The organism is Curtobacterium sp. ABR8, from assembly GCF_057812125.1.
The window spans coordinates 2944104-2964913 of sequence record NZ_CM173818.1 but is presented as its reverse complement, the minus strand read 5'-3'; the positions used below and the strand labels follow the sequence as shown (position 1 = coordinate 2964913).

Below are 20810 nucleotides of genomic sequence, written 5' to 3'. Positions count from 1 at the left end.
GCGGTCGGCCGGGTCCCCCCCCCCCCGCGAAAGCGACAGATCACCGCGGAACGTTCGCGGCGATCTGTCGCTTTCGCGGATCGGTCGGCCGGGAGGCCCGGGTCGACTCCGTCGGTCCGGCTCACGGGGGCGCCGGGTACGGTCCACGGCATGCCGTCACGTCCCAGCACCCCTCCCGTCGAGCGCCGGTTCCGCGGTCGGATCATGGGCGTCGGGACCACCTCCGGCGTCCGGATCGTCGTCGGGATGTGGGACCGCTCGCCCTTCGGCGCGTTCACCGACGTGTTCCTGGAACTCCCCGACGGCACCAGCGTGCTGCTCGCGCCGGACGAGATCGTCGCCGCGTACGTCTCCGGCACCTACCGCTTCGACACCGTCTCCGTGGTCGACGTCCGGGCGCGACGGACGGCCCGCGGGCTGGAGCTCGACGCCGGCGCCCTGCAGGTCTCGGTCGACGTCGGCACGATCTCGCCGCTCGGACGCCTGCTCCGCATCGTGCCGAAGCCCGTCGCCCGTGACCCCCGCTGGCTCGCCGCCATCGACCCGATCGCCCGGCTCGTCGCACCCGGGTCCGGCACCGCCGGTTCGGCGGGGAACGGCCGGCGCGAGTACTACGGCGTGACCGGGGCGCACGACGTCACCGGTGTGCACGGGACCTGGGCGGGGGAGCCCCTCGGAACCCTCGCGCCGCTCGACCCGCCCGTCGCGTTCGGCTTCGCCTCGATGCCGCGGGTCCCGCAGGTCGTCGACGTCGAGACCACCATCCGCGAGCCCGCCTGACCCGTTCCGTGCGGGTGCATCCTCCGTCGATCCACCACCGGATCGACTCGTGGAGTGTCGCTCGTTGCGCATGCATCCAGTGCGTGTGCAGGTTCCGACGATGCACGCGGTGATCGTCCGGTGGAGTGTCGCTGCTTGCGGACACATGGAGCGCACCGGACGGGGCACGGGCCCTGCGAGCCGGCCACCGCCCGTCCGGACGTGCCCGCGGGAGCCGGTGCGGGCCTCCCGGTCGGGGTGGTGCCGTCGCGTGCCGGACGCGCCCAGCGTGGAGGGGCACACTGGCGGGAACGGTACGGCCCCGCCGGACCCGCGGTCGAACGTCGGGATGGGTGGGGCGCACGACGCAAAGGAGCATCATGACCGACACGCAGACGGACCAGCGCGCCGCCATCTCGGACATCGTCCACGGCGCCCACACGGCACTGCTCACCACGGTGAGCGAGGACGGGAGCCTGCACGCACGGCCCCTCGCCGTGCAGGACAAGACGTTCCACGGGACCCTGCGGTTCCTGGTGCAGGACGGCAGCGAGAAGGTCGAGGACATCGCTCGGAACCCGCACGTCAACGTCGCCATCGAGTCGCAGGGCGGGTACCTCTCCATCGCCGGGACCGCGACCGTGACGCAGGACGACTCGGTCGTCGACGAGCTCTGGTCCCCGTTCGCCGAGGCCTGGTTCCCCGAGGGGCGTCAGGACCCGTCGATCCGGCTCCTCACCGTCGAGGGGGTCTCGGTCGAGTACTGGACCCAGGACACCGGTCCCGTCGGCAGCCTGGTGCAGATGTTCAAGGCCGCGCTCGGCAAGCAGAGCCAGCCGGACACCGGCGACCACGGGACCGTCGAGCTGTAGCGTCCGGTTCCGACGCCGGACGACGAACCCGTCGTCGTACGACAGCGGATTCGTCGTTCGGGGTCGGAACCGCCGCGAGAGCCGCCGTCGGCGACCGCTACGGGGGCCCGAGCAGCCAGAGCACCGCGACGAGCACCGGCTGCCCGGCCAGCGCCGCGGTGACGAACGTCCACCGCATCCAGGGCTTCGCGACGAGTTCCGGCGACCCGAACAACGGCGCCAGGGGCATCAGCAGCCGCGGGGTGGAGGCCATCGGCAGCGACACCGCGAAGATGTACAGCGCGTAGGCGGCCGAGTACAACACGGTCGTCGACCCGAGCCGCTTCGTCGACCGGCGGAGCAGCCAGATCGGGAACCCGACCAGCAGGAACACCACGATGAGGATCCCGCCGACGCCGAGCCAGCGCCCCGCGATGAGGAACCACGGCGACAGCGGCACGAAGTCCACGCGGCCGATGAAGTTCACCCACCAGGACATCTCGGTCTCGAGGTAGGCGTTCGGCGTCCCGGTCACGTGCGACGCGATGACGGGCCACGCGAGTCCCGCCGCGACCATCACGACACCGGCGGCGACGACCTGCACCTGTTCACGGAGCGGGAACGTGTCGAGCACACGCCCGGTCTCACGGCGCGCCCGGACCCACCGCACCAGGGCGATGACCCCGAGCACGAGAGGGACGGCCAACGCACCCGGACGGGTGAAGGCGGCGGCGACCCCGAGCACGGTGAGCAGCCCGTACCGCCGACGTTCCAGGGCCAGCAACGCGCCGAACGTGAGCGCGAGGAACATGCTCTCCGCGTAGCCGACCTGCAGCAGGAACGACAGCGGGCCGCACGTGAAGAAGAAGACCGCCCACATCGCCGCGGCGTTGCCCGCGCGGTCACGGACGAGGCGGTGCAGCAGGTAGGTCGCCAGCAGGCCGGCGAGGACGGAGATGAGCGGTGCGCCGACGGTGAACGGCAGCCCGGTCGAGGCCGTGAGCATCCGGATCGTGAACGGGAAGGCCGGCAGGAAGGCCCAGGCGTTCTGGGCCACGTTGCCGAGGGCGTCGACCGGGAGCACGTCGGGGTAGCCGTGCAACGAGATCTGCTCGTAGTACTGCCCGTCCCAGGCGGTGAGGAACGCCGTGAAGCCGTGCTCGTTGCCCCAGATGGCGTTGTCCGGCATCGCCCTGCCGATGAGCGGGTACGCGAGCGCCAGCCAGAGCGTCGACACGATCCGGCCGCCGGTCCAGACGAGCAGCACGGCCGCCCACGCCGGCAGGGAGGTGACGGTGTCGAGTGCGCGGCGCCGTCCGGTCGCGAGGGTCCCGGTGACCGCGCCGTCGAAGCGGCTCACGAGAGCGCTCCTCGGCGTTCGGGCAGGGAGGACGGCACCCGGCCAGGGTAGTCGCCCTCCACCTGGGTGATCGGTGCGGCACCCCGGACGGGAGGCACGCCCCGCGTTCTGCAGTGCGGAAAGCGCCGGTCGCGTGGTCGGCGCCACCGCACGGCCTCCGCCTAGCCTGGAGTCTCCGCCGACGACCGACGAACCCAGGAGCAACCGTGCCGAACCCCACCGCGCCGAAGACCGCCATCGTGACCGACGACGCCCCGAAGCCCGCCGGACCCTACAGCCAGGGCATCGTCGCCAACGGCTTCATCTACACAGCCGGGTTCGGCCCGCAGGACCCCGCCACCGGCGCGATCGCCGACGACGTTGCCGGACAGACCGCCCAGGTGCTGGCCAACGTCGCAGCGGTCCTCGCCGAGCACGGTGCCACGCTCGACGACGTCGTGAAGTCCACGGTGCACCTCGAGCACTCCGACCGCGACTTCCCGGCCTTCAACGAGGAGTACGCGAAGCACTTCTCGCAGCCGTACCCGGTCCGCACGACCGTGCAGTCGCACCTGGCGAACATCCTGGTCGAGATCGACGTCGTCGCGGTGCTGCCCAGCGCCTCGTGACGACCGGGCACGCTGTGTGAAGCCTCACCGGCCCCCGGTGCCTGCTGCTCCCTGCTCGTGGTCGATCCGACCCGGACGGCGACGCAGCCCGGCGCCGGGGGTCGCGTGCGTCAGGGCACCGTCGACGAGCACGGGGACGCCGGCGACGAGGACGTCGTCGATGCCCTCGGCCAGGCGCATCGGTTCGTCGTAGCTCGACCGCGCCGCCACCCGATCGGGATCGACGACCACCAGGTCCGCGACCGCCCCGACCGCCACCGAGCCGCGTCGGCCGAGCCCGAGTCGCTCGACGGCGGTCGTCGACAGGTGCCGGGAGGCCTCGCACCACGTCAGGAGCCCGGTGCGCGCGAAGTCCTGCAGGTAGCGCGCGAACGTGCCGTACGCCCGGGGGTGCGGGTGCGTGCCCACGAAGATGCCGTCGGACCCGGCCGTGTGCCCGGGCAGCCGGAAGAGCGGCGCGAGGTCGTCGGCGGTCCGGGGTCGGGGCACGCGCATCACGGCGGTGACCTGCAGCGCCGAGTCGACCAGGACGTCGAGCGCCAGGTCCACCGGATCCGTCCCGGTCGCCTCGGCGGCGTCGGCGAGGGTCCGTCCCTGCAGCGCGTGGAACTCGGCGGCGGGCACGTGCGACAGCGTGATCTGCTCGGCCCACCCGGTGCCGAGGTCGGCGCGGGACAGCACGCGGTCGAGCACGGCGGCACGGACCGCGGCGCGACCCCCGTCGTCGGCGATCGCGTGGGCGAGGTCCTCGGTGCCGGGCCGGGCGAGGGCCGCGGGCAGGAGCAGCATCGAGAGGATCGTGCAGCCGCGCGAGTACGGGTAGGCGTCGAACGACATCGGGGCGCCCTCGGCCTCGAGCGCGGCGAGTGCGGTCACCGCGAGGTCGACGGGGGCGTGCAGGTGGGAGACGTGCGCCCGGACACCCGAACCACGCACGATGGCGGCGATCTCGTCGAGGCCGGCGCGGGCGTTGCCCTCGTAGCCACCGCGCATGTGCGAGACGTACAGGCCGTCGACGGCGGCGACCTCGGTGCAGAGCGCCGCGAGCTCGGCGGTGTCGGCGAACAGGCCGGGGACGTAGTCGAGCCCCGTCGCCAGACCGACCGCTCCGTCCGCGAGGCCGTCGCGCACGAGCTCGCGCATCGCCGCCAGCTGTGCGCTGTCCGCCGGCCCCGGGTCGTCGCCCATGACCTGGTGACGGACCGTGCCGGCGGGGACGAGCGTCGCGACGTTGATCGGGGTGGTGCCGTCGTAGGTCGCCAGCAGCCCGTCGACCCCGCCACCCCGGTACGCCGGGTGGGGGCCGTCGATGGCGGCGAAGTACGTGTCGGCGTACGAACCGTCGCCAGGGGCCGGCCCGACGCCGTCCTGTCCGGTCACGATCGTGGTCACGCCCTGCCGCAGGAGCGCGAGCTGCACCCCCTCGTCGAACACGAGCGAACCGGCGTGCGAGTGCGCGTCGACGAAGCCCGGCAGCACCAGGCGACCGTCGCAGTCGATCACGTGCGCGTCGACGGGGGCGTCCAGGTCCGGGCCGAGCGCGCGGATCACGGCGTCGGCGACGAGGACCTCGGCGCGCACCGGAGCGCCGTCCACGCCGAGCACGGACCCGCCGCGCAGCAGGACCGGACCGCCGGTCGTGCTCCCCGGGACGGTCATCGGTCGAGCGCCGCGACGAGGCGGCCGGCCCGCGCACGCAGGGCGTCGAGGTCGCCCGAGGTCAACGCGTCGCCGACGAGCGGGGAGCCGAGTCCGACGGCGACCGCGCCGGCGGCCAGGTAGTCCGGGGCGTCGTCGACACCGATGCCGCCGGTCGGGATGACGTCGACGAAGTCGAGCGGCGCCAGGACCTGCCGCAGGAACGCGGGTCCGCCGAGCTGCGCCGCCGGGAACACCTTCACCGCACGGGCGCCGAGCTGCCAGGCGCGGACGATCTCGGTCGGGGTCGCGGCGCCCGGGTACCACCCGAGGCCGCGCTCGTGCGCCCGCTCGCCGAGTTCGGCGTCGAGGTGCGGGCTCACCGCGAACGAGGCTCCGGCCGCGGCGGCCTCGTCGAGCTGGCGGACGTCGAGCACGGTGCCGACGCCGATCGACGCCGCGGAACCGTACCGCTCGACCGCCCAGGCGATGCCCTCGCGCCACCGCGGGGTGTTCGTGGTGATCTCGATGGCCGTCACGCCGGACTCGACCAGGGTGGCGACGACGGCCTCGACGTGGTCGCCGGTGCCGCCGCGGAGGATCGCGATCGCCGGACCGGCCTGGTGGCGGTGCCGCGCACCGGCGTGCTGCTCGGTGCTCGTGGTGTCGTTCGTCATGGTGCGCTTCCTCGAGTTGTGGTGTTCGGCAGGCACGGCGTCAGCGGTCGACGCGGTCGTGCACGGCGTGGTCGGTGTCCGACGGGTCCGGAGCGTGGTGCAGTGCCTCGGGGTCCGGGCGGCGCCAGTCGCTCTCGACGGTGCAGGCGAGTGCGCCGGCGTCGGCGGCTCGGTCGAGTGCCTCGGCAGGGTCCGCTCCGCCCAGGCTCGCTGCGAGCCACCCCGCGACGAAGGCGTCACCGGCACCGACCGGGTCGACGACGCGCACCGGGGTCGCGGGTCGCCGGAGGAACACGCCGTCGATCGACGCCACCGCGCCGCGGGAGCCGAGCTTGACGACCGCGCGGCCCCGTCCCAGTGCGGCGAGCTCGTGCGCGAGCGATTCCTCGTCGTCGTCCTGCTCGTCACGGCCGAGCACGAGCCGTGCCTCGTCGTCCCCGGCGAAGACCACCGCGGAACGGGCGGCGACGGCCCGGTACCGGTCACGTGCAGCGTCGGCGCCGATGAGCTTCGGCCGGTGGTTGACGTCGAAGGACACCGGCACGCCGGCGGCGGACGCCCGGTCGAGGGCCGCGGTCACGGTGTCGCGCGCGGACTCGGAGAGCGCGAGGGTGATGCCCGTGACGTGCACGAGCGCCGCCGTCTCGACGATGCTGCCGGGCAGGTCGGTCGCCGTCAACGCCGACCCGGCCGAACCCCGGCGGTGGTAGGTGACCCGCGTGCGGCCGTCGAGCAGCCGCTCCTTCATCATGATGCCGGTGGAGCGTTCGGCGTCCGGGACGGCGAGCACGTCGACACCTTCGTTCCCGATGTCGGCGGTGACCCGGTCGCCGGCGGGGTCCGTGCCGACCCGACCGAGCCACGTGGCCGGCACCCCGGCGCGCACCAGACCGATCGCGACGTTGCTCTCGGCTCCGCCGGTGTCGACCCGCATGTGCTCCAGGTCCGGCACCGCACCGACGTCGCGCCCGGTCAGGAGCAGCATCGTCTCGCCGAACGTCAGCACCGAGCCGGTCACCGGGCACTCCGCGCGAGTGCGAGCTGCGCCGACGAGGACCCCAGCGCGACCGAGATCTCGTGCGCGGTCCGCACGACGCCGTCGCCGAGTTCGCGGACCGCGGCTGCGGGGAACCGTGACGCGAGACCCGAGATGCTCATCGCGCCGACCACCTGGTTCGCGTGGTCGAACACCGGGGCAGCGACGCACCGGATGTCCGGTTCGTTCTCGCGGTCGTCGATGCCGTACCCGCGACCGTGCGTGCGGTCGACCTCGTGCCGCCAGCGGTCGTCGTCGGTGATGGTGTGCTCCGTCATGACCTGGGCCGGTTCGGCGAGCACGCGGTCGAGCAGCTCCGGTTCGCCGAACGCGACGATCGCCTTGCCGGAGGCGGTGTTCCGCATGGGCAGGCGGTTGCCGATGCGCGACCCCATCCGCACCGTGCCGCGGGTCTCGACCTTGTCGACGTAGACGATGTCGGTGCCGTCCGGCACCACGAGGTGGCACGTCAGCCCGGTCTGCTCCGCGGTCCGGCGCAGGAACGGTGCGGCGGCGGAGCGCAGGTCGATGCCCTCGAGGTAGCTCTGCCCGAGCAGCAGGGCGCCGAGCCCGAGCGTGAACCCGGCGTCCGGGGTGCGGCGCAGCAGGTCGTTCTCGAGCATCGGGGCGGTCAGCCGGAGCACCGTCGACTTCGACGTGCCGAGCTCGGTGGCCAGCACGGACAGGCTCACGGACACCGCGCCGCTGCGGGTGCGGTCGGCGATGCAGTCGAGCAGGCGGAGCCCGCGGCGCAGCGACAGCGCAGCGTTGCGCGCGGGTCCGTCGCCGTCCGTCGGCACCGGGACAGCCGTGGTCGCGCGCATCAGAACCACGTCGCGATCGTCCGGAGCACGGTGTCGTCGTCGGCGAGCACGTGCACCTGCCGCCACTTGTCGAACACCGTGCAGGGGTGCGAGATGCCGAACACGACGACGTCGCCGGGCGTGAGCTCGGGGTCGCCGTCCGCCAGCGCGAGGTAGCAGTGTTGGTCGTCGAGGCGGGTGACGGTGACCGCCCCGGGCGGTGGGACGACCTGCGCGGCGCCCGCCGTGCCTCCTGGCCGGATCGCCCGCACGACCGGCAGCCCTTCGTCGAAGGAGATGTCGCGCTTCCCGACCGCGACGAGGGCGAGCCCGGGCTCGGGGCAGGACGTGACGCGTCCCCACACCTCGATCGCGGCGACGAGCGATCCCTCGGCCGGGTGCCGGCCGAACGGCGTGCGCTCGGCGTAGAAGCCGTCGTCGTGGGTCAGGTACGCACCCGAACGCAGCAGCACGTCGAGGTCGTCCGTGCGTCGTGCCACGGCGTCGACGACGGCGTCGAACCAGGCGCTGCCGCCCATGCTGAGGAGCCCGCGACCGTCGACGAGCCCGCGGACGTCCTCGGCGACGTCGAGCACGCCGTCGACGTACTCGCGTGCAGCGTCGACGCCGGGCAGACCGCCCTCGTACCCGGAGACACCGCGGAGCGCGAGCCCGGCGTCGTGTGCGAGGCGCGCGAGGGCACGCGCGTCGTCAGGGGAGCGGACCCCGGTGCGGCCGCCCGGGAACCCGAGTTCGACCAGGACGTGCAGCTCACCGGCGACGGCCCCCTGTGCGGCGACCGCGGCGGCGACACCCGCTGCGGAGTCGACGTAGCAGAGGACGTCGGCGTCCGGGTCGACCGTGCGCCGGGACGCGAGCCACGCGAGGCCCGCGGGGTCGAGGACCTCGTTCGCGACGAGTATGCGGTGCACGCCGTGCTCCCACGCGACCATCGCCTGCTGGACGGACGCGACCGTGACGCCCCAGGCCCCGGCGTCGATCTGCCGCGCGGCGAGGTCCGGCGCCATGTGGGTCTTCATGTGCGGCGCGAACAGCAGACCGTGGCGGTCGACGTAGGCCTGCATGACGGCGGTGTTGTTCGCCAGGGCGGACTCGCGCAGGGTCATCACGGGCAGGTGGGCGTGGTCGAGGACGTGGTGCGGCGTGCTCGCTGCCGGATCCCAGGCGCCCTTCGTGGTCACGGTCCCGGTCCCGGTCCCGGTCCTGGTCACGGTCCCGGTGGTCGTGTCGGCGTCGGTCATCGGTGGGCCTCCTGTCGTCGCGCTGCCCCCACGCTCCCGCTCGGCGGACCGCCGGAGCAACGCGCTGGTGCGCATCATTCTGCAATGCACAACCAGGCGGCGGAAGCCTGCGACGCGGATCGTCGCGTGACGCCGCGGTGGGCATAGCCTTTGACGCGACATGGCGACGATGACGACGACACCCAGACGACGGACGGGCAGCACGGCGGTCGCCGTGCTCGTGGCGGGCACCTTCTTCATGGAGCTCCTCGACGGCACGATCCTGGCGACCGCAGCACCGGCGATGGGACGCGACCTCGGCGTCGACTCCGCCGCCGTCGGCGTCGCGATCACCGCCTACCTGGTCACACTGGCGGTCTTCATCCCCGTCTCGGGCTGGCTCACCGACCGGATCGGGTCCCGCACGGTCTTCGCGGGCGCGATCGCCCTCTTCACGATCGCGTCGGCGCTGTGTGCGATGTCGACCGGCCTCGTCGACCTGACCCTCTGGCGCATCCTGCAGGGGCTCGGCGGCGCGCTCATGGTGCCCGTCGGCCGGCTCGTGGTGCTGCGGAGCGCCGGCCGCGAGCAGCTCGTCACGGCCATCGCGATCCTGACCTGGCCGGCGCTGGCCGCACCGATCATCGCCCCGTTCATCGGCGGCGTGCTCGTCGACACCCTCACGTGGCACTGGATCTTCCTGATCAACATCCCGCTCGGCGTCATCGCGTTCGTCGCCGCGCTCGTGCTCGTCCCGCAGGAGCGCGCGGCGCAGCGCGTGCCGTTCGACTGGTTCGGGTCGTTGCTGGCGTGCTTCGGCCTCGGGTCGCTCGTCGTGATGGCGTCCCTGCTCGCGCTCGACGTCATCCCGGTCCCGGCCGTCATCGTGTCCGGCGTCGTCGGAGCCGTCTGCTGCTGGTTCGCGATCCGGCACTTCCGCCGGGCACCGCACCCGATCATGGGGCTCGAGGCGTTCCGGCTCGAGACCTTCCGTGTGTCGCACGCCGGCGGCAGCCTGTTCCGGCTGGCGGTCTCCGCGGTGCCGTTCGTGCTCCCGCTGCTGTTCCAGGACGCCTGGGGCTGGAGTGCGGTGCTCGCCGGGTCCGCCGTGCTGTGGGTCTTCGTCGGCAACCTCGGCATCAAGCCGATGACGACCCCGTTCCTGCGCTGGTTCGGGTACCGCCCGGTGATCATCGTGTCGAGTGCGATCGCGGCGCTGACCGTCGTCGCGATGGCGTTCATGACCGAGGACACCCCGTTCTGGCTGCTGGCCGTGCTGCTCGTCGTCAGCGGAGCCGCCCGTTCCGTCGGGTTCACGGCGTACAACACCATCGCCTTCGCCGACGTCGAGCAGGCCGACATGACCCCCGCGAACACCCTCTCGTCGACGCTGCAGCAGACCGCCGCCGGCTTCGGCGTCGCCGTCGCCGCGGTCGTCATCCGTGCGGCCGGTGGGCTCGGTGGCGACGGCCCGTACACCGTCGCGTTCTGGGTCATCGCGGCGCTGCTCGCCGTCGCGTGCGTCGAGGGCATCCTGATGAGCCGCACAGCGGGGGACACCGTCCGCCCCGCCCGCCGGGTCCGCGCCTGATCCTTCCCACACCGCGCAGCGCCGCCGGTTCCGCGCGGCCGCGCGCACGCCGCGCGGGGCTGTCCGTTTCCGTCACGGTCACACGCGCGAAACCCGACAGGCGTTACAGTCTCAGCATCCGTTTGCGAACGCCGAGTACGGTTGCCGCGGCAGGGTGACCCGGACCACCCGGACAGGAAGGCAGCATGGCCGCGCCAGAACAGCAGAGCACGATCGCCACCGACGCAGGCGTGCCGCCCACTGCGCTCCGGGTCGTCAGCTACAACCTCCGCGAGCACACCGCGAACGGTGAACTCGCCGCCCTGGCAGAGGCCTCCGACGCCGACGTCATCTGCGTGCAGGAGTGCGACAGCAACGACCTCGCGCCGTCGATCGGTGGGCTCTCGCTCGCCGCGTCGACCCGCACGAACCGTCTCGGACTCGCCATCTACAAGCGCGACGACCGCTTCGAGGTGCAGGACTTCAGCATCCACTCGCTGCAGAAGTCCCTGCACGACCGGGTCCTCGCGCCCGCGCACGAGCGGCTCATCGCCATGCACCTGCGCGACAACGAGGCCGACGCCGAGGTCGTCGTCGCCTCGTTCCACGCCTCACCGCTGACCGCGACGAACTCCCTGCGCCGCAAGCAGATCGAGGCGGCGCACCAGTTCCTGCGCGAGCTGGCGAAGGACGTCCCCGCCGTCATGGTCGGCGACTTCAACTACCCCTGGTTCCAGACGAACCTGCGTCGCAAGATCGAGCAGCACGGCTTCGCGCTGTCGCTCTCCGACCAGCCGACCTACCTGCGCTACCGCAAGTTCACGGGGCACTTCGACTTCGCGACGAGCGTCGGGCTGCACATCGCCGGGGTCGAGACGCTGCCGGCGGGCATCTCCGACCACCGTCCGATCCTGGTGCGAGCGCACTACGAGCACCCCGGAGCGACCGGCACCGTCGAGACCGTCGAGTCCCCGGCCGCCTGACCCGACCCGCGCTCCGCTCGCCCCCGAGGTTCCAAAATCTCGGAATCTCGGCGCTCGCAGCGGGTGTTCGTGGAACCTCGGCGGATCGCGTGCGGCGAGTCGTGGAACCTCGGCGACCGGGACCGGGCGGGGACGGCGTCGAGCGGCGCCCCGGACCGGTCCCGTCGAGGGCGCGTCCCGTCCGCCAGCTCGAATCCCGAGCTTCCGAGATTTCGGAACCTCGGTCGCTGAAGTGCGCGTCCGTGGAACCTCGGCGGATCGCGTGCGGCGAGTCGTGGAACCTCGGCGGATCGCTCGCGGCGCGTCGTGGAACCCCGGCGGCCGTGAGCGGCGCGTCGTGGAAGCCCGTGACCGCTCGGCGGACGACGCGGGGCGCGCCCGCAACGCGGCAACGCACTGGAGGCCCGGTGCCGGTTCCAGGAACCGGCACCGGGCCTCCAGGCAGTCACGTCCACGGCACGTGCCGGGCTCGCAGCACACGCAGCACACGCGGCGCGCGGCGCGCCCGCGTCAGCGACGCAGGGTCGCGCGCGCCAACCGGTTGCCGACGAACTGGCCGAGCTGCACGATGACGACGATCGCGGCCACCGACACGTAGACGATCCACCAGTCGTACCGCTGCGATCCGTAGGTGATCGCGTACTCGCCGAGTCCTCCGCCACCGATCAACGCACCCTGCGCCGTCATGTCGACGATGCCGATGTAGATGAAGGTGTAGCCGAGGATGAGCGGCCCGAGGCCCTCCGGGATGAGGACGGTCAGCAGGATCGAGACCGGGTGCGCACCCGACGCCCGCGCCGCCTCGACGACGCCGGGGTCCACCGCGAGCAGGTTCTGCTCGACGATGCGCGACACCGCGAAGGCCGCTGCCAGCGAGATCGCGAACGTCACCGCGGGGACGCCGATCGTGGTCTGCACCACGACGCGGGACAGCGGGGCGATCGCGGCGAGGAAGATCACGAACGGGATCGGCCGGACCAGGTTCACGACGACGTTGATGATCGTGTACGCGGTGCGGTTGCCGAGCAGGTTGCCCGGTCGGGTCGCGTAGAGCAGCAGTCCGAGGGCGAGCCCGATGATCCCGGCGATGACGAGCGACACGAGCGACATCACGATGGTGTCGCGCATGGCGGCCAGGAAGACGTCGAACGTGTCGATCACGCTCTGGAACGAGTTGTTCACGCGGCTGCCTCCTCGTCGGTCGTGACCCCGTCGGCGCGCAGCGCGGCGACGGCGCGGTCGACGGCGTCCGGTGCACCAGCACCGGCGCCGGCAATCCCGCCGGCCGTCAGCTCGTAGGTGAGCGACCCGATCCGCCGCTCGCGGATCTCGCCGACCCCGCCGTAGACGAGCTCGGCGGTGACCCCGGCGGACCGGAACACCGCGTCGATCCGGTTCTGCAGCCCGGCCTCGTCGGTGATCTGCACGGTCACCAGGCGTCCGGGGTGCCGTTCGCGCAGGCGAGCGAGCGTGTCCGGAGAGGGGCGGTCGTGCAGCGCGGTGCGGACGAACCGCTGCGCTGCACCGGTCTTCGGCGTGGAGAACACGTCGTAGACGTCCCCGACCTCGACGACACGTCCCTGCTCCATGACGGCGACGCGGTCGGCGATCTGGCGGACGGCGTCCATCTCGTGCGTGATGACGATGATGGTGACGCCGAGTTCCTTGTTCACGCGGCGGAGCAGCCCGAGGACCTCGGAGGTGGTCTCCGGGTCCAGGGCACTGGTGGCCTCGTCGGCGAGCAGCAGGTCGGGCGACGCTGCGAGCGCGCGGGCGATCCCGACGCGCTGCTTCTGCCCACCGGACAGCTGCTCCGGGTAGGCGTGGGCGCGCTCGAGGAGCCCGACGAAGTCGAGCAGTTCCGCGACACGACGGTCGCGTTCGTCCTTCGGCACGCCGGCGACCTTGAGCGGGTACGCGACGTTGCCGGCGATGGTGCGGGACCGGAACAGGTTGAACTGCTGGAAGATCATCCCGATGTTGCGACGCGCCAGACGGCGGTCCCGCTCGGGGATCGCCGTCAGTTCCCTGCCCGCCACGGTGACGGTCCCGGAGCTGGGGAGCTCGAGTGCGTTCACCAGCCGGACCAGGGTGGACTTGCCGGCACCGGAGTACCCGATGACGCCGAGGACCTCTCCCTGGTGCACGTCCAGGGAGACGTCCTCGACGGCCACCACGGTCTCGCCGGTGTCGGCGCGGCGGTAGTGCTTCGAGACGCCGCGGAGTTCGACGAGGACCGGCACTACTCCGCTGCCGCCTTCGCGTCCGACTCGACCGTCGCGAGCTCCTTCTGCAGCGAGGCAGCGCTCTCGTCGCTCGGGACGGCGTCCGGGTAGTCCTTCGCGAAGACCTTCTGCACGGCGTCGTCCTGGAACAGCTTCGCCAGGTCGAGGTACGTCTTGTTGTCCTTGTCGGCGTCGCGGACGGCGAAGACGTTCACGTACGGAGCGGCCGAGGCGCTCTTGGGGTCGTCCTGGAAGATCGCGTCCTTCGTGTCGAGCCCGGCCGAGGTGGCGTAGTTCACGTTGACGATCGCACCCTCGACGGAACCCTGCTGCAGGGCGTTGGCGGTCTGCGAGGCGTCGAGCGTCTGCACGTCGACCTTGTGCGAGGTGATGTCGGCCGTCGTCGAGAAGGCGTTGCCGCCGTCCTTGAGCTCGAGCAGGTCAGCGGCCTGCAGCACCAGGAGTGCACGCGCCTCGTTGATGGCGTCGTTCGGGATCGCGACCTTCGCGCCGTCCTCGAAGTCGGCGACGTCGGAGACCTTCGTCGAGTACAGCGGCAGCGGGTAGACGGCCGTCGCGCCGATCGGCTGCAGGTCGTCGTCCGAGGTGACGTTGTAGTTCGCCAGGTACTGGATGTGCTGGAACTGGTTGATGTCGATCTGCTCGTCCTTGAGCGCAGGGTTCGGCAGCGAGTAGTCCGAGAAGTTCTGGAGCTTCACGGTGACGTTGAGCTGCTCCTTGGCGGCCTTCACGTACGTGTTCCAGTAGGGCAGCGACTTGTCCGAGACACCGATGGTGACGGTCTTCGGCGCAGCGTCACCGGCGGCAGCGCCACCGCTGTCGCCACCGGAGCGCACGACTCCGACGATGACGGCGACGACGATCGCCACGACGACGATGACGGCGGCGATGATCCAGCCGATCGGGCGCTTGCCCTTCGGCTTCTCGGGCAGTGCGGGGGCTGCGGACATGCTGGTGCTCCTCGTGGGCCGTGCTGTGCGGGGGAGCCGCGTCGGGTACGCGGCGTGGAGTCGAGTGTGACGGGAGCGAGTCCACGGTGCGAGTTCCGTTCCGCCGTGTTACATCGCCGTCACGGGGTCCGTTGGTTCACTCGGTACGTGCGCAGCATCGAACTCGTCCTCGACGGCCCCTCGGACGCAGTGGTCCGGGCGCTCTGGCAGACCCTCGTCGCCGCGGAGCTACCGAGCCTCGGCCACTCGGGCACCAACGACCCGCACGTCACGCTCGTGGCCGGCGAGGCCCTGCCCGTCCCGCCGGACCTCGACGTCGCGGTGCCCGAGACCGTGCGTGTCGCAGGCGTCCTGCTCTTCCCCGCCGGCCCCGGTCGACACGTGCTCGGCCTCGGTGTGGTCGTCGACGAGCCACTCGCCCGCTTCCACCACGCGCTCGACGCCGCCGCTCCGGGATCGCTCGACTCGTCGCGACCCGGCCACTGGGCGCCGCACGTCACCCTCGCTCGGCGCATCCGCGACGTCGACCTGCCCGCGGCGCTCCGCGTCCTGGCCGCGGACGCACCCCTGCCCGCGGTGCTCACCGTGGGCGGTCTCCGCCACTGGGACGGGGACGCGAAGGTGGTCACCCGCCTGCGGTGAGGGCCGTGGCGGGCCGGCACCGTGCCTCCCGGTCGGCCGGGCGCAGGGGCGTCGGACGGGAGGCCCGGGTCAGGCCCGCAGGACCCGCTCGCCGAACGCGGATGCGAACGTCCGGTCCGGGTCGGCTCGTGCGATCAGGTCGCGGACGTCCGTCACCCGTGGGTACAGCTCCGCGATCGCGTCGCCGTCGAGCGAGCTCATCTTCCCCCAGTGCGGTCGCCCGTCGAACGGCGCCAGCCGCGCCTCGAGGTCGGGCAGCAGCGCGGCGACCGCCTCCGGGTGCTTCTGCCAGGTGAACGCGATGCAGAGCACGTCCTCGCCCTGGGTCGGGCTCAACCAGAGCTCGTCGGCGGCCATCGTCCGGAGCTCGCACACGTGCAGGTGCGGCTGGATGCGGTCGGCCAGTCCGCGCAGCGCGTCGAGTGCCGCCGCCGCGTGCCGGAGCGGGACGAAGTGCTCGCTCTGCACCTCGGACCCGTGGCTCGGCACGGACTCGATCGGGAAGTGCGGCAGCCGGTCCCACCACGGTCCCACCGAGCCGTCACGCGCCGTGTGGTGGCCGTCGCCGGGGGAGCCGGGCAGCCGGGGTGCGCTGAACAGGTCGTCCGGCACGGGGACGTCGTCGGCACCGGCGGGCACCCGGGACTTCACGAGTGCCTCGCTGACCTCGTCGCCGAACACCGTGTAGGCGCACACCGAGTACCCGGCGGCGTGGACCTCGGCGACGTGGTCGGTGAACGTGCTCCACGGGAACGGCCCGTACGAGTCCTGTCGCATCCGGTACGCGGGCTCGAGGTCGAGCGTGACGCGGGTCACGATGCCGAACAGCCCGAGGTGCAGGACGGTGCCGGGGAACGCCGGGTCCGAGCGGTCGACGGTCCGCAGCGAACCGTCGGGGCCGAGCAGTTCGAGGGACCGGACCGCGGTGGTGAGCGAGCCGAGGGTGGTGCCGGAGCCGTGGGTGCCGGTGGCGACCGCGCCGCCGACGGAGATGTGCGGGAGCGATCCCATGTTGTGCAGCGCGAACCCGGCGCGGTCGAGGTCGGGGGCGACGACGCCGTAGCGGGTGCCGGCGCCGAGCGTCGCGGTCCGCCGGTCGGGGTCGACGACCAGGTCGGTCGGGACGGCGGTCAGGTCGAGCAGGACCCCCGGGGCGTCGGCGGAGTCGTTGAACGAGTGCCGCGTGCCGAGTCCGTGCACCCGGGGGGAGCGGGCGACGACCTCGGCGGCCTCGTCGATCGAGGCCGGACGCACGACCCGCTCGGCCGTGTAGGTGACCGTGCCGGACCAGTTCAGTTCGCTCGCCGTCGACCGCATGCCGCCCACGATGCCACGAGGACCCGTGGGCGGCACCGCGGTCAGTGCACGGGCGGAGGTGTCGGCGCGCCCTCGGGCACCGCCGGGCGGGTGACGAAGACCGACGCCAGGATGCCGAACAACGAGATCACCGCGCCGACCAGGAACGCGGTCTTCACGCCCGAGGCGGTCGCAACGGCCACGGCGTCCGCCCCGGCACCGGTCGCTGCGGTGGCGGCGCCGATCGTGAGCAGGGTGACGAACAGGGCGGTGCCGGCGGCTCCGGCGAGCTGCTGCGCCGTGCCGAGGACGGCGCTGCCGTGCGAGTAGAGCTTCGGCGGGAGCCCACCGAGTGCCGCCGTGAACAGCGGGGTGAAGGTGAGCGCCAGGCCGATGCTCAGCACGACGTGCGCCCCGAGGACGAACCACACGCTGGTGTCCACGCCGACCGTGGAGAGCGCCCAGAGCACCGCGCTGACGATGATCGAGCCGGGGATGAGCAGCACGCGCGGGCCGCGACGGTCGTAGATGCGCCCGACGACGGGGGAGAGGAGCCCCATGAGCAGCCCGCCGGGGAGCAGCAGCAGTCCGACGTTCAGGACCTCGAGCCCGAGGACGCGCTCCAGGTAGATCGGCAGCAGGATGAGCGTGCCGAACATCGCCATGAAGCTCAGCGCCATCGCGACGATCGGGACGGTGAAGCCGCGGGTCTGGAAGGTGCGCAGGTCGAGCAGGGCGCTGTCGGTGCGCTGCAGGCGGGTCTGGCGGAGGATGAACACCGCCAGCGCGACGGCACCGACGACGAGCGCGGTGACCGGGACGAACAGGCCGGTGGTGCCGGCCTCGCCGATGCTGGACAGGCCGTAGACGATCCCACCGAAGGCGAACGCGGACAGGATCACCGAGAACACGTCGAGCGGTGCCCGGCGGGGCGTCGAGACGTTGCGGACCTTCACCATGCCGAGGACGAGCGCGGCGATCGCGATCGGCAGGACGAAGCCGAACAGCCAGCGCCACGAGAACGCGTTGAGGATGAGCCCCGAGATCGTCGGGCCGATGGCCGGCGCGACCGAGATGACGATCGAGATGTTGCCCATGATGCGGCCACGGTGGGCCGGGTCGACGAGGGTGAGCACGGTCGTCATCAGGAGCGGCATCATGATCGCGGTGCCGCTCGCCTGGACGATGCGGCCGACGAGCAGCAGCGTGAACCCGGGCGCGAGCAGGGCGATCAGGGTGCCGGCCGAGAACAGGCCCATCGCCCAGACGAACACCGGCCGGGTGTTGAACCGCTGCAGCAGGAACCCGGTGATCGGGATGACGACCGCCATCGTGAGCAGGAAGCCGGTGGTCAGCCACTGCCCCGTCGCCGCACTGATGCCGAGGTCGTCCATCAGCCGCGGCAGGGCCACGCCCATGATCGTCTCGTTGAGGATGACGACGAACGCGGAGACGAGCAGCAGCCCGATCACGAGTCGGGTCTCGGCAGCGGTCGGTTGCGAGACGCTTCCCGTGCGGGGGGCGGAATCGACGGCCTGGGTCATGCGGGAGCTCCTGGTGGATCACGACTGGTGGAACGAGGTGGCGCGGAACGCGCAGACAGGGCAACCGCCTGAGTGGATTCGATTATTCCGCTTCGCGCCGACATCCGCAGGTGGACGATCGGCGCGACCGGGTCAGTGCAGGATCGCGAACCCGTCGGCGTCGCCGTGCGGCACGACGGGCCGGAGCTCGACGTCGGTCACGGTGGCCGACGGCGGTCCGCTCCGCAGGCACTCCATCAGCGTCTCCACGGCGACCGACGGCCCCTCGGCCTCGACCTCGACGGTGCCGTCCCACAGGTTCCTGGCGTACCCGACGAGGTCGAGCCCGTCGGCCTTCCGTGCGGTCCAGTACCGGAAGCCGACCCCCTGGACGGTCCCCGACACCACGGCATGCATCCTCGTCACCGTCGTCATGAGCCTCACCGTATCCACGCGGGGCGTCCCGGAGTTTTCGGCCGCGTGACGATCTGTTTCCGGCTCGTGACGACCTGCGGCCCCCGCCGGGTGCGACACGGCGCGGGCAGTGATAGTGTCATCGCAACCCGAACACTTCGGGTCAACATGACACGAAGGTCCACCATGGACGAAGCAGGCATCCGCGTCGCGGTCTCGACCGTGATCGTCGCGCTGCGCCCGCACCCCGACACCGGGGCACCGGCGCTGTGGATGCCGCTGGTGCGCCGGATCGCCGAGCCGTTCGAGGGGTCGTGGGCGCTGCCCGGCGGCTGGGTCGGCGTCGACGAGGGCCTCGAGGACTCCGCCGCCGCCCGCCTGCGCGAGACGACGAACGTCCAGCCGCGGTACCTCGAACAGCTCTACGCGTTCGGCGACGTCGGACGCTCCCCGAGCCGGGTCGTGTCGATCGTGTACTGGGCGCTCGTGCACCCCGACGAGGCGAACGTGGTGCCGGACGACTGGAACGTCCGCTGGTTCCTCGCCGACGAGCACCCGCCGCTCGCCTTCGACCACGACCGCATCGTGGAGTACGCGCTCTGGCGGCTCCGTACCAAGATGTCGTACTCCCGCATCGCCCAGGCCTTCCTGGGCGACCGGTTCACCCTCGCCGAGCTGCGCGGGGTGTACGAGGCGGTGCTCGGGCGCGCGCTCGACCCCGCGAACTTCCGTCGGCAGGTCGAGAAGACCGACGCGATCCTGCCGACCGACGAGACCACGAGCGGGGGTCGGCACCGTCCGGCCCGGCTGTACCGCTCGAACCCCGACCTGGCCTACGCGGACAACGGCCCGCTGCAGCAGGGCACACCACCGCAGAACCGACAGGAACCACCGTGTCCATCGCGACGACCATCGAACTGATCTCGAACGGCAAGGCCGCCGGCAGCACCTGCACGCCCGACCTCGCCGTGCCCACGTGGGACTTCGACTCCCGGCCCGGGTACGGCCCCGGCTCGTCGATGACCGACGTCATCCCGACGAGCGCACCGCGGCAGGGCGTGCTACCGGACGAGTACAAGACCGCGCCGACCGACGAGCTGCACGAGCGCATCGAGCGGGCGAAGGCCACGCTCGGCGACCGTGTCGTCGTCCTCGGGCACTTCTACCAGCGCGACGAGGTCGTCCGGCACGCGGACTTCCTCGGCGACTCGTTCCAGCTCGCCAACGCGGCGCTGACGAAGCCCGACGCCGAGGCCATCGTGTTCTGCGGCGTGCACTTCATGGCCGAGACCGCCGACATCCTGGCCCGCGACGACCAGCGCGTCATCCTGCCGAACCTCGCCGCGGGCTGCTCGATGGCGGACATGGCCGACATCGACAGTGTCGAGGCCGCCTGGGCCGAGCTCACCGCGGTCTACGGCACGGAGCCCGACGCCGACGGTCGGGTCCCCGTCATCCCCGTCACCTACATGAACTCCGCCGCCGACCTCAAGGCCTTCTGCGGGCGCAACGGCGGGATCGTCTGCACCAGCTCGAACGCCGCGACGGTGCTCGAGTGGGCGTTCGAGCGCGGGCAGCGCGTGCTCTTCTTCCCGGACCAGCACCTCGGCCGCAACACCGCCAAGGCCATGGGGATCAGCACCGACCTGATGCCGATGTGGAACCCCAGGAAGCCCCTCGGCGGCAACGAGACGAGCGACCTCGAAGCGGCGAAGGTCATCCTCTGGCACGGCTTCTGCTCGGTGCACCGCCGCTTCACGGTGGACCAGATCGAGCAGGCCCGACGCGAGCACCCCGGCGTGCAGGTCATCGTGCACCCGGAGTGCCCGATGGCCGTCGTCGACGCCGCCGACCACGCCGGCAGCACGGACCTGATCCGGAAGACCGTCGCCGCGGCCACCGAGCCGACCACGTTCGCGATCGGTACCGAGATCAACATGGTGAACCGGCTCGCCGCCGAGTACCCGCAGCACACGATCTTCTGCCTCGACCCGGTCGTCTGCCCGTGCTCGACGATGTACCGGATCCACCCGGGCTACCTCGCCTGGGTCCTCGAGGCACTGGTCCGCGGCGAGGTCCTCAACGAGATCGTCGTGCCCGCCGACGTCCAGGCCGACGCGAAGGTCGCGCTCGAGCGCATGCTCGCGGCCAAGCCCCGCGGCTGAGCCCCGAGCCCCGAGAGACCCGAGAGCCCCGAGCCTGAACCCGAACGA

The 20810-nt window shown here is 72.1% G+C and carries 20 protein-coding genes; 8 read left to right on the top strand and 12 right to left on the bottom strand.

Annotated features, from left to right (window positions below; translation table 11 throughout):
* The first annotated feature begins 150 nt into the window (after positions 1 to 150).
* A complete protein-coding gene (locus ACXKZB_RS14060; RefSeq protein WP_488823518.1) occupies positions 151 to 780 on the top strand; it encodes a hypothetical protein in 630 nt (209 codons plus the stop codon).
* A 359-nt stretch (positions 781 to 1139) separates the two neighbouring features.
* Positions 1140 to 1631, top strand: a complete 492-nt coding sequence (locus tag ACXKZB_RS14055; RefSeq protein WP_123313918.1) for a pyridoxamine 5'-phosphate oxidase family protein — start codon at positions 1140 to 1142, stop codon at positions 1629 to 1631.
* 97 nt (positions 1632 to 1728) lie between these two features.
* On the opposite strand, the gene ACXKZB_RS14050 is transcribed toward ACXKZB_RS14055, so the two are convergent.
* Positions 1729 to 2970, bottom strand: a complete 1242-nt coding sequence (locus ACXKZB_RS14050) for a hypothetical protein (protein ID WP_488823517.1) — start codon at positions 2968 to 2970, stop codon at positions 1729 to 1731.
* A gap of 206 nt (positions 2971 to 3176) precedes the next feature.
* Between ACXKZB_RS14050 and ACXKZB_RS14045 the strand changes: the two genes are divergently transcribed.
* Positions 3177 to 3578 carry a RidA family protein gene (locus ACXKZB_RS14045; RefSeq protein ID WP_123313916.1) on the top strand — a complete coding sequence of 134 codons (402 nt, stop codon included), beginning with the start codon at positions 3177 to 3179 and terminating at the stop codon, positions 3576 to 3578.
* A 24-nt stretch (positions 3579 to 3602) separates the two neighbouring features.
* On the opposite strand, the gene ACXKZB_RS14040 is transcribed toward ACXKZB_RS14045, so the two are convergent.
* Genes ACXKZB_RS14040 through ACXKZB_RS14020 form a run of 5 tightly spaced genes read right to left on the bottom strand, consistent with a single transcriptional unit; the run spans position 3603 to position 8994 of the window.
* The gene (locus ACXKZB_RS14040) at positions 3603 to 5237 is read right to left on the bottom strand and encodes an N-acyl-D-amino-acid deacylase family protein (RefSeq protein ID WP_488823516.1); all 1635 of its coding nucleotides are present in this window, start codon (positions 5235 to 5237) and stop codon (positions 3603 to 3605) included.
* On the bottom strand, positions 5234 to 5893 hold the full coding sequence (locus ACXKZB_RS14035) for a bifunctional 4-hydroxy-2-oxoglutarate aldolase/2-dehydro-3-deoxy-phosphogluconate aldolase (RefSeq protein WP_123313914.1): 660 nt from the start codon (positions 5891 to 5893) through the stop codon (positions 5234 to 5236). Before ACXKZB_RS14035 ends, ACXKZB_RS14040 begins: the two co-directional genes overlap by 4 nt.
* A 40-nt stretch (positions 5894 to 5933) precedes the next feature.
* Positions 5934 to 6911 carry a sugar kinase gene (locus ACXKZB_RS14030; protein ID WP_488823515.1) on the bottom strand — a complete coding sequence of 326 codons (978 nt, stop codon included), beginning with the start codon at positions 6909 to 6911 and terminating at the stop codon, positions 5934 to 5936.
* Positions 6908 to 7753 (bottom strand): IclR family transcriptional regulator, encoded by an 846-nt coding sequence (locus ACXKZB_RS14025; protein ID WP_488825907.1) that lies wholly within the window; start codon positions 7751 to 7753, stop codon positions 6908 to 6910. The genes ACXKZB_RS14030 and ACXKZB_RS14025 overlap by 4 nt, the downstream gene beginning before the upstream one ends.
* On the bottom strand, positions 7753 to 8994 hold the full coding sequence (locus tag ACXKZB_RS14020) for an alanine racemase (RefSeq protein ID WP_488823514.1): 1242 nt from the start codon (positions 8992 to 8994) through the stop codon (positions 7753 to 7755). The genes ACXKZB_RS14025 and ACXKZB_RS14020 overlap by 1 nt, the downstream gene beginning before the upstream one ends.
* Positions 8995 to 9154: 160 nt before the next feature.
* Here ACXKZB_RS14020 and ACXKZB_RS14015 point away from each other — a divergent pair, with 160 nt between their 5' ends.
* A complete protein-coding gene (locus ACXKZB_RS14015; RefSeq protein WP_488823513.1) occupies positions 9155 to 10564 on the top strand; it encodes an MFS transporter in 1410 nt (469 codons plus the stop codon).
* A gap of 185 nt (positions 10565 to 10749) precedes the next feature.
* The gene (locus ACXKZB_RS14010; protein WP_123313909.1) at positions 10750 to 11526 is read left to right on the top strand and encodes an endonuclease/exonuclease/phosphatase family protein; all 777 of its coding nucleotides are present in this window, start codon (positions 10750 to 10752) and stop codon (positions 11524 to 11526) included.
* 510 nt (positions 11527 to 12036) lie between these two features.
* Here ACXKZB_RS14010 and ACXKZB_RS14005 read toward each other — a convergent pair.
* The 3 genes from ACXKZB_RS14005 to ACXKZB_RS13995 are packed head-to-tail and all read right to left on the bottom strand — an operon-like array spanning position 12037 to position 14722.
* Positions 12037 to 12654: a methionine ABC transporter permease gene (locus tag ACXKZB_RS14005; protein ID WP_123314086.1), complete on the bottom strand. Its 618-nt coding sequence runs from the start codon at positions 12652 to 12654 to the stop codon at positions 12037 to 12039.
* 50 nt (positions 12655 to 12704) lie between these two features.
* Positions 12705 to 13769, bottom strand: a complete 1065-nt coding sequence (locus ACXKZB_RS14000) for a methionine ABC transporter ATP-binding protein (protein WP_488823512.1) — start codon at positions 13767 to 13769, stop codon at positions 12705 to 12707.
* On the bottom strand, positions 13769 to 14722 hold the full coding sequence (locus ACXKZB_RS13995; RefSeq protein WP_488823511.1) for a MetQ/NlpA family ABC transporter substrate-binding protein: 954 nt from the start codon (positions 14720 to 14722) through the stop codon (positions 13769 to 13771). Before ACXKZB_RS13995 ends, ACXKZB_RS14000 begins: the two co-directional genes overlap by 1 nt.
* 147 nt (positions 14723 to 14869) lie before the next feature.
* On the opposite strand from ACXKZB_RS13995, the gene ACXKZB_RS13990 reads away from it, so the two are divergent.
* Positions 14870 to 15364: a 2'-5' RNA ligase family protein gene (locus ACXKZB_RS13990; RefSeq protein WP_488823510.1), complete on the top strand. Its 495-nt coding sequence runs from the start codon at positions 14870 to 14872 to the stop codon at positions 15362 to 15364.
* Positions 15365 to 15433: 69 nt separating this feature from the next.
* Here the strand turns inward: ACXKZB_RS13990 and ACXKZB_RS13985 are convergent, their stop codons facing one another.
* The 3 genes from ACXKZB_RS13985 to ACXKZB_RS13975 form a co-directional block, all read right to left on the bottom strand.
* The gene (locus tag ACXKZB_RS13985; RefSeq protein WP_488823509.1) at positions 15434 to 16681 is read right to left on the bottom strand and encodes an FAD-binding protein; all 1248 of its coding nucleotides are present in this window, start codon (positions 16679 to 16681) and stop codon (positions 15434 to 15436) included.
* Positions 16682 to 16722: 41 nt separating this feature from the next.
* On the bottom strand, positions 16723 to 18204 hold the full coding sequence (locus ACXKZB_RS13980) for an MDR family MFS transporter (protein ID WP_488823508.1): 1482 nt from the start codon (positions 18202 to 18204) through the stop codon (positions 16723 to 16725).
* A gap of 132 nt (positions 18205 to 18336) precedes the next feature.
* Complete coding sequence (locus ACXKZB_RS13975) at positions 18337 to 18618, bottom strand: acylphosphatase (RefSeq protein ID WP_228511574.1); 282 nt, start codon at positions 18616 to 18618, stop codon at positions 18337 to 18339.
* Positions 18619 to 18783: 165 nt separating this feature from the next.
* Between ACXKZB_RS13975 and ACXKZB_RS13970 the strand changes: the two genes are divergently transcribed.
* Complete coding sequence (locus ACXKZB_RS13970; protein WP_123313903.1) at positions 18784 to 19518, top strand: NUDIX hydrolase; 735 nt, start codon at positions 18784 to 18786, stop codon at positions 19516 to 19518.
* The gene (gene nadA, locus ACXKZB_RS13965; RefSeq protein ID WP_488823507.1) at positions 19491 to 20762 is read left to right on the top strand and encodes a quinolinate synthase NadA; all 1272 of its coding nucleotides are present in this window, start codon (positions 19491 to 19493) and stop codon (positions 20760 to 20762) included. Before ACXKZB_RS13970 ends, nadA begins: the two co-directional genes overlap by 28 nt.
* Positions 20763 to 20810: the final 48 nt, after the last annotated feature.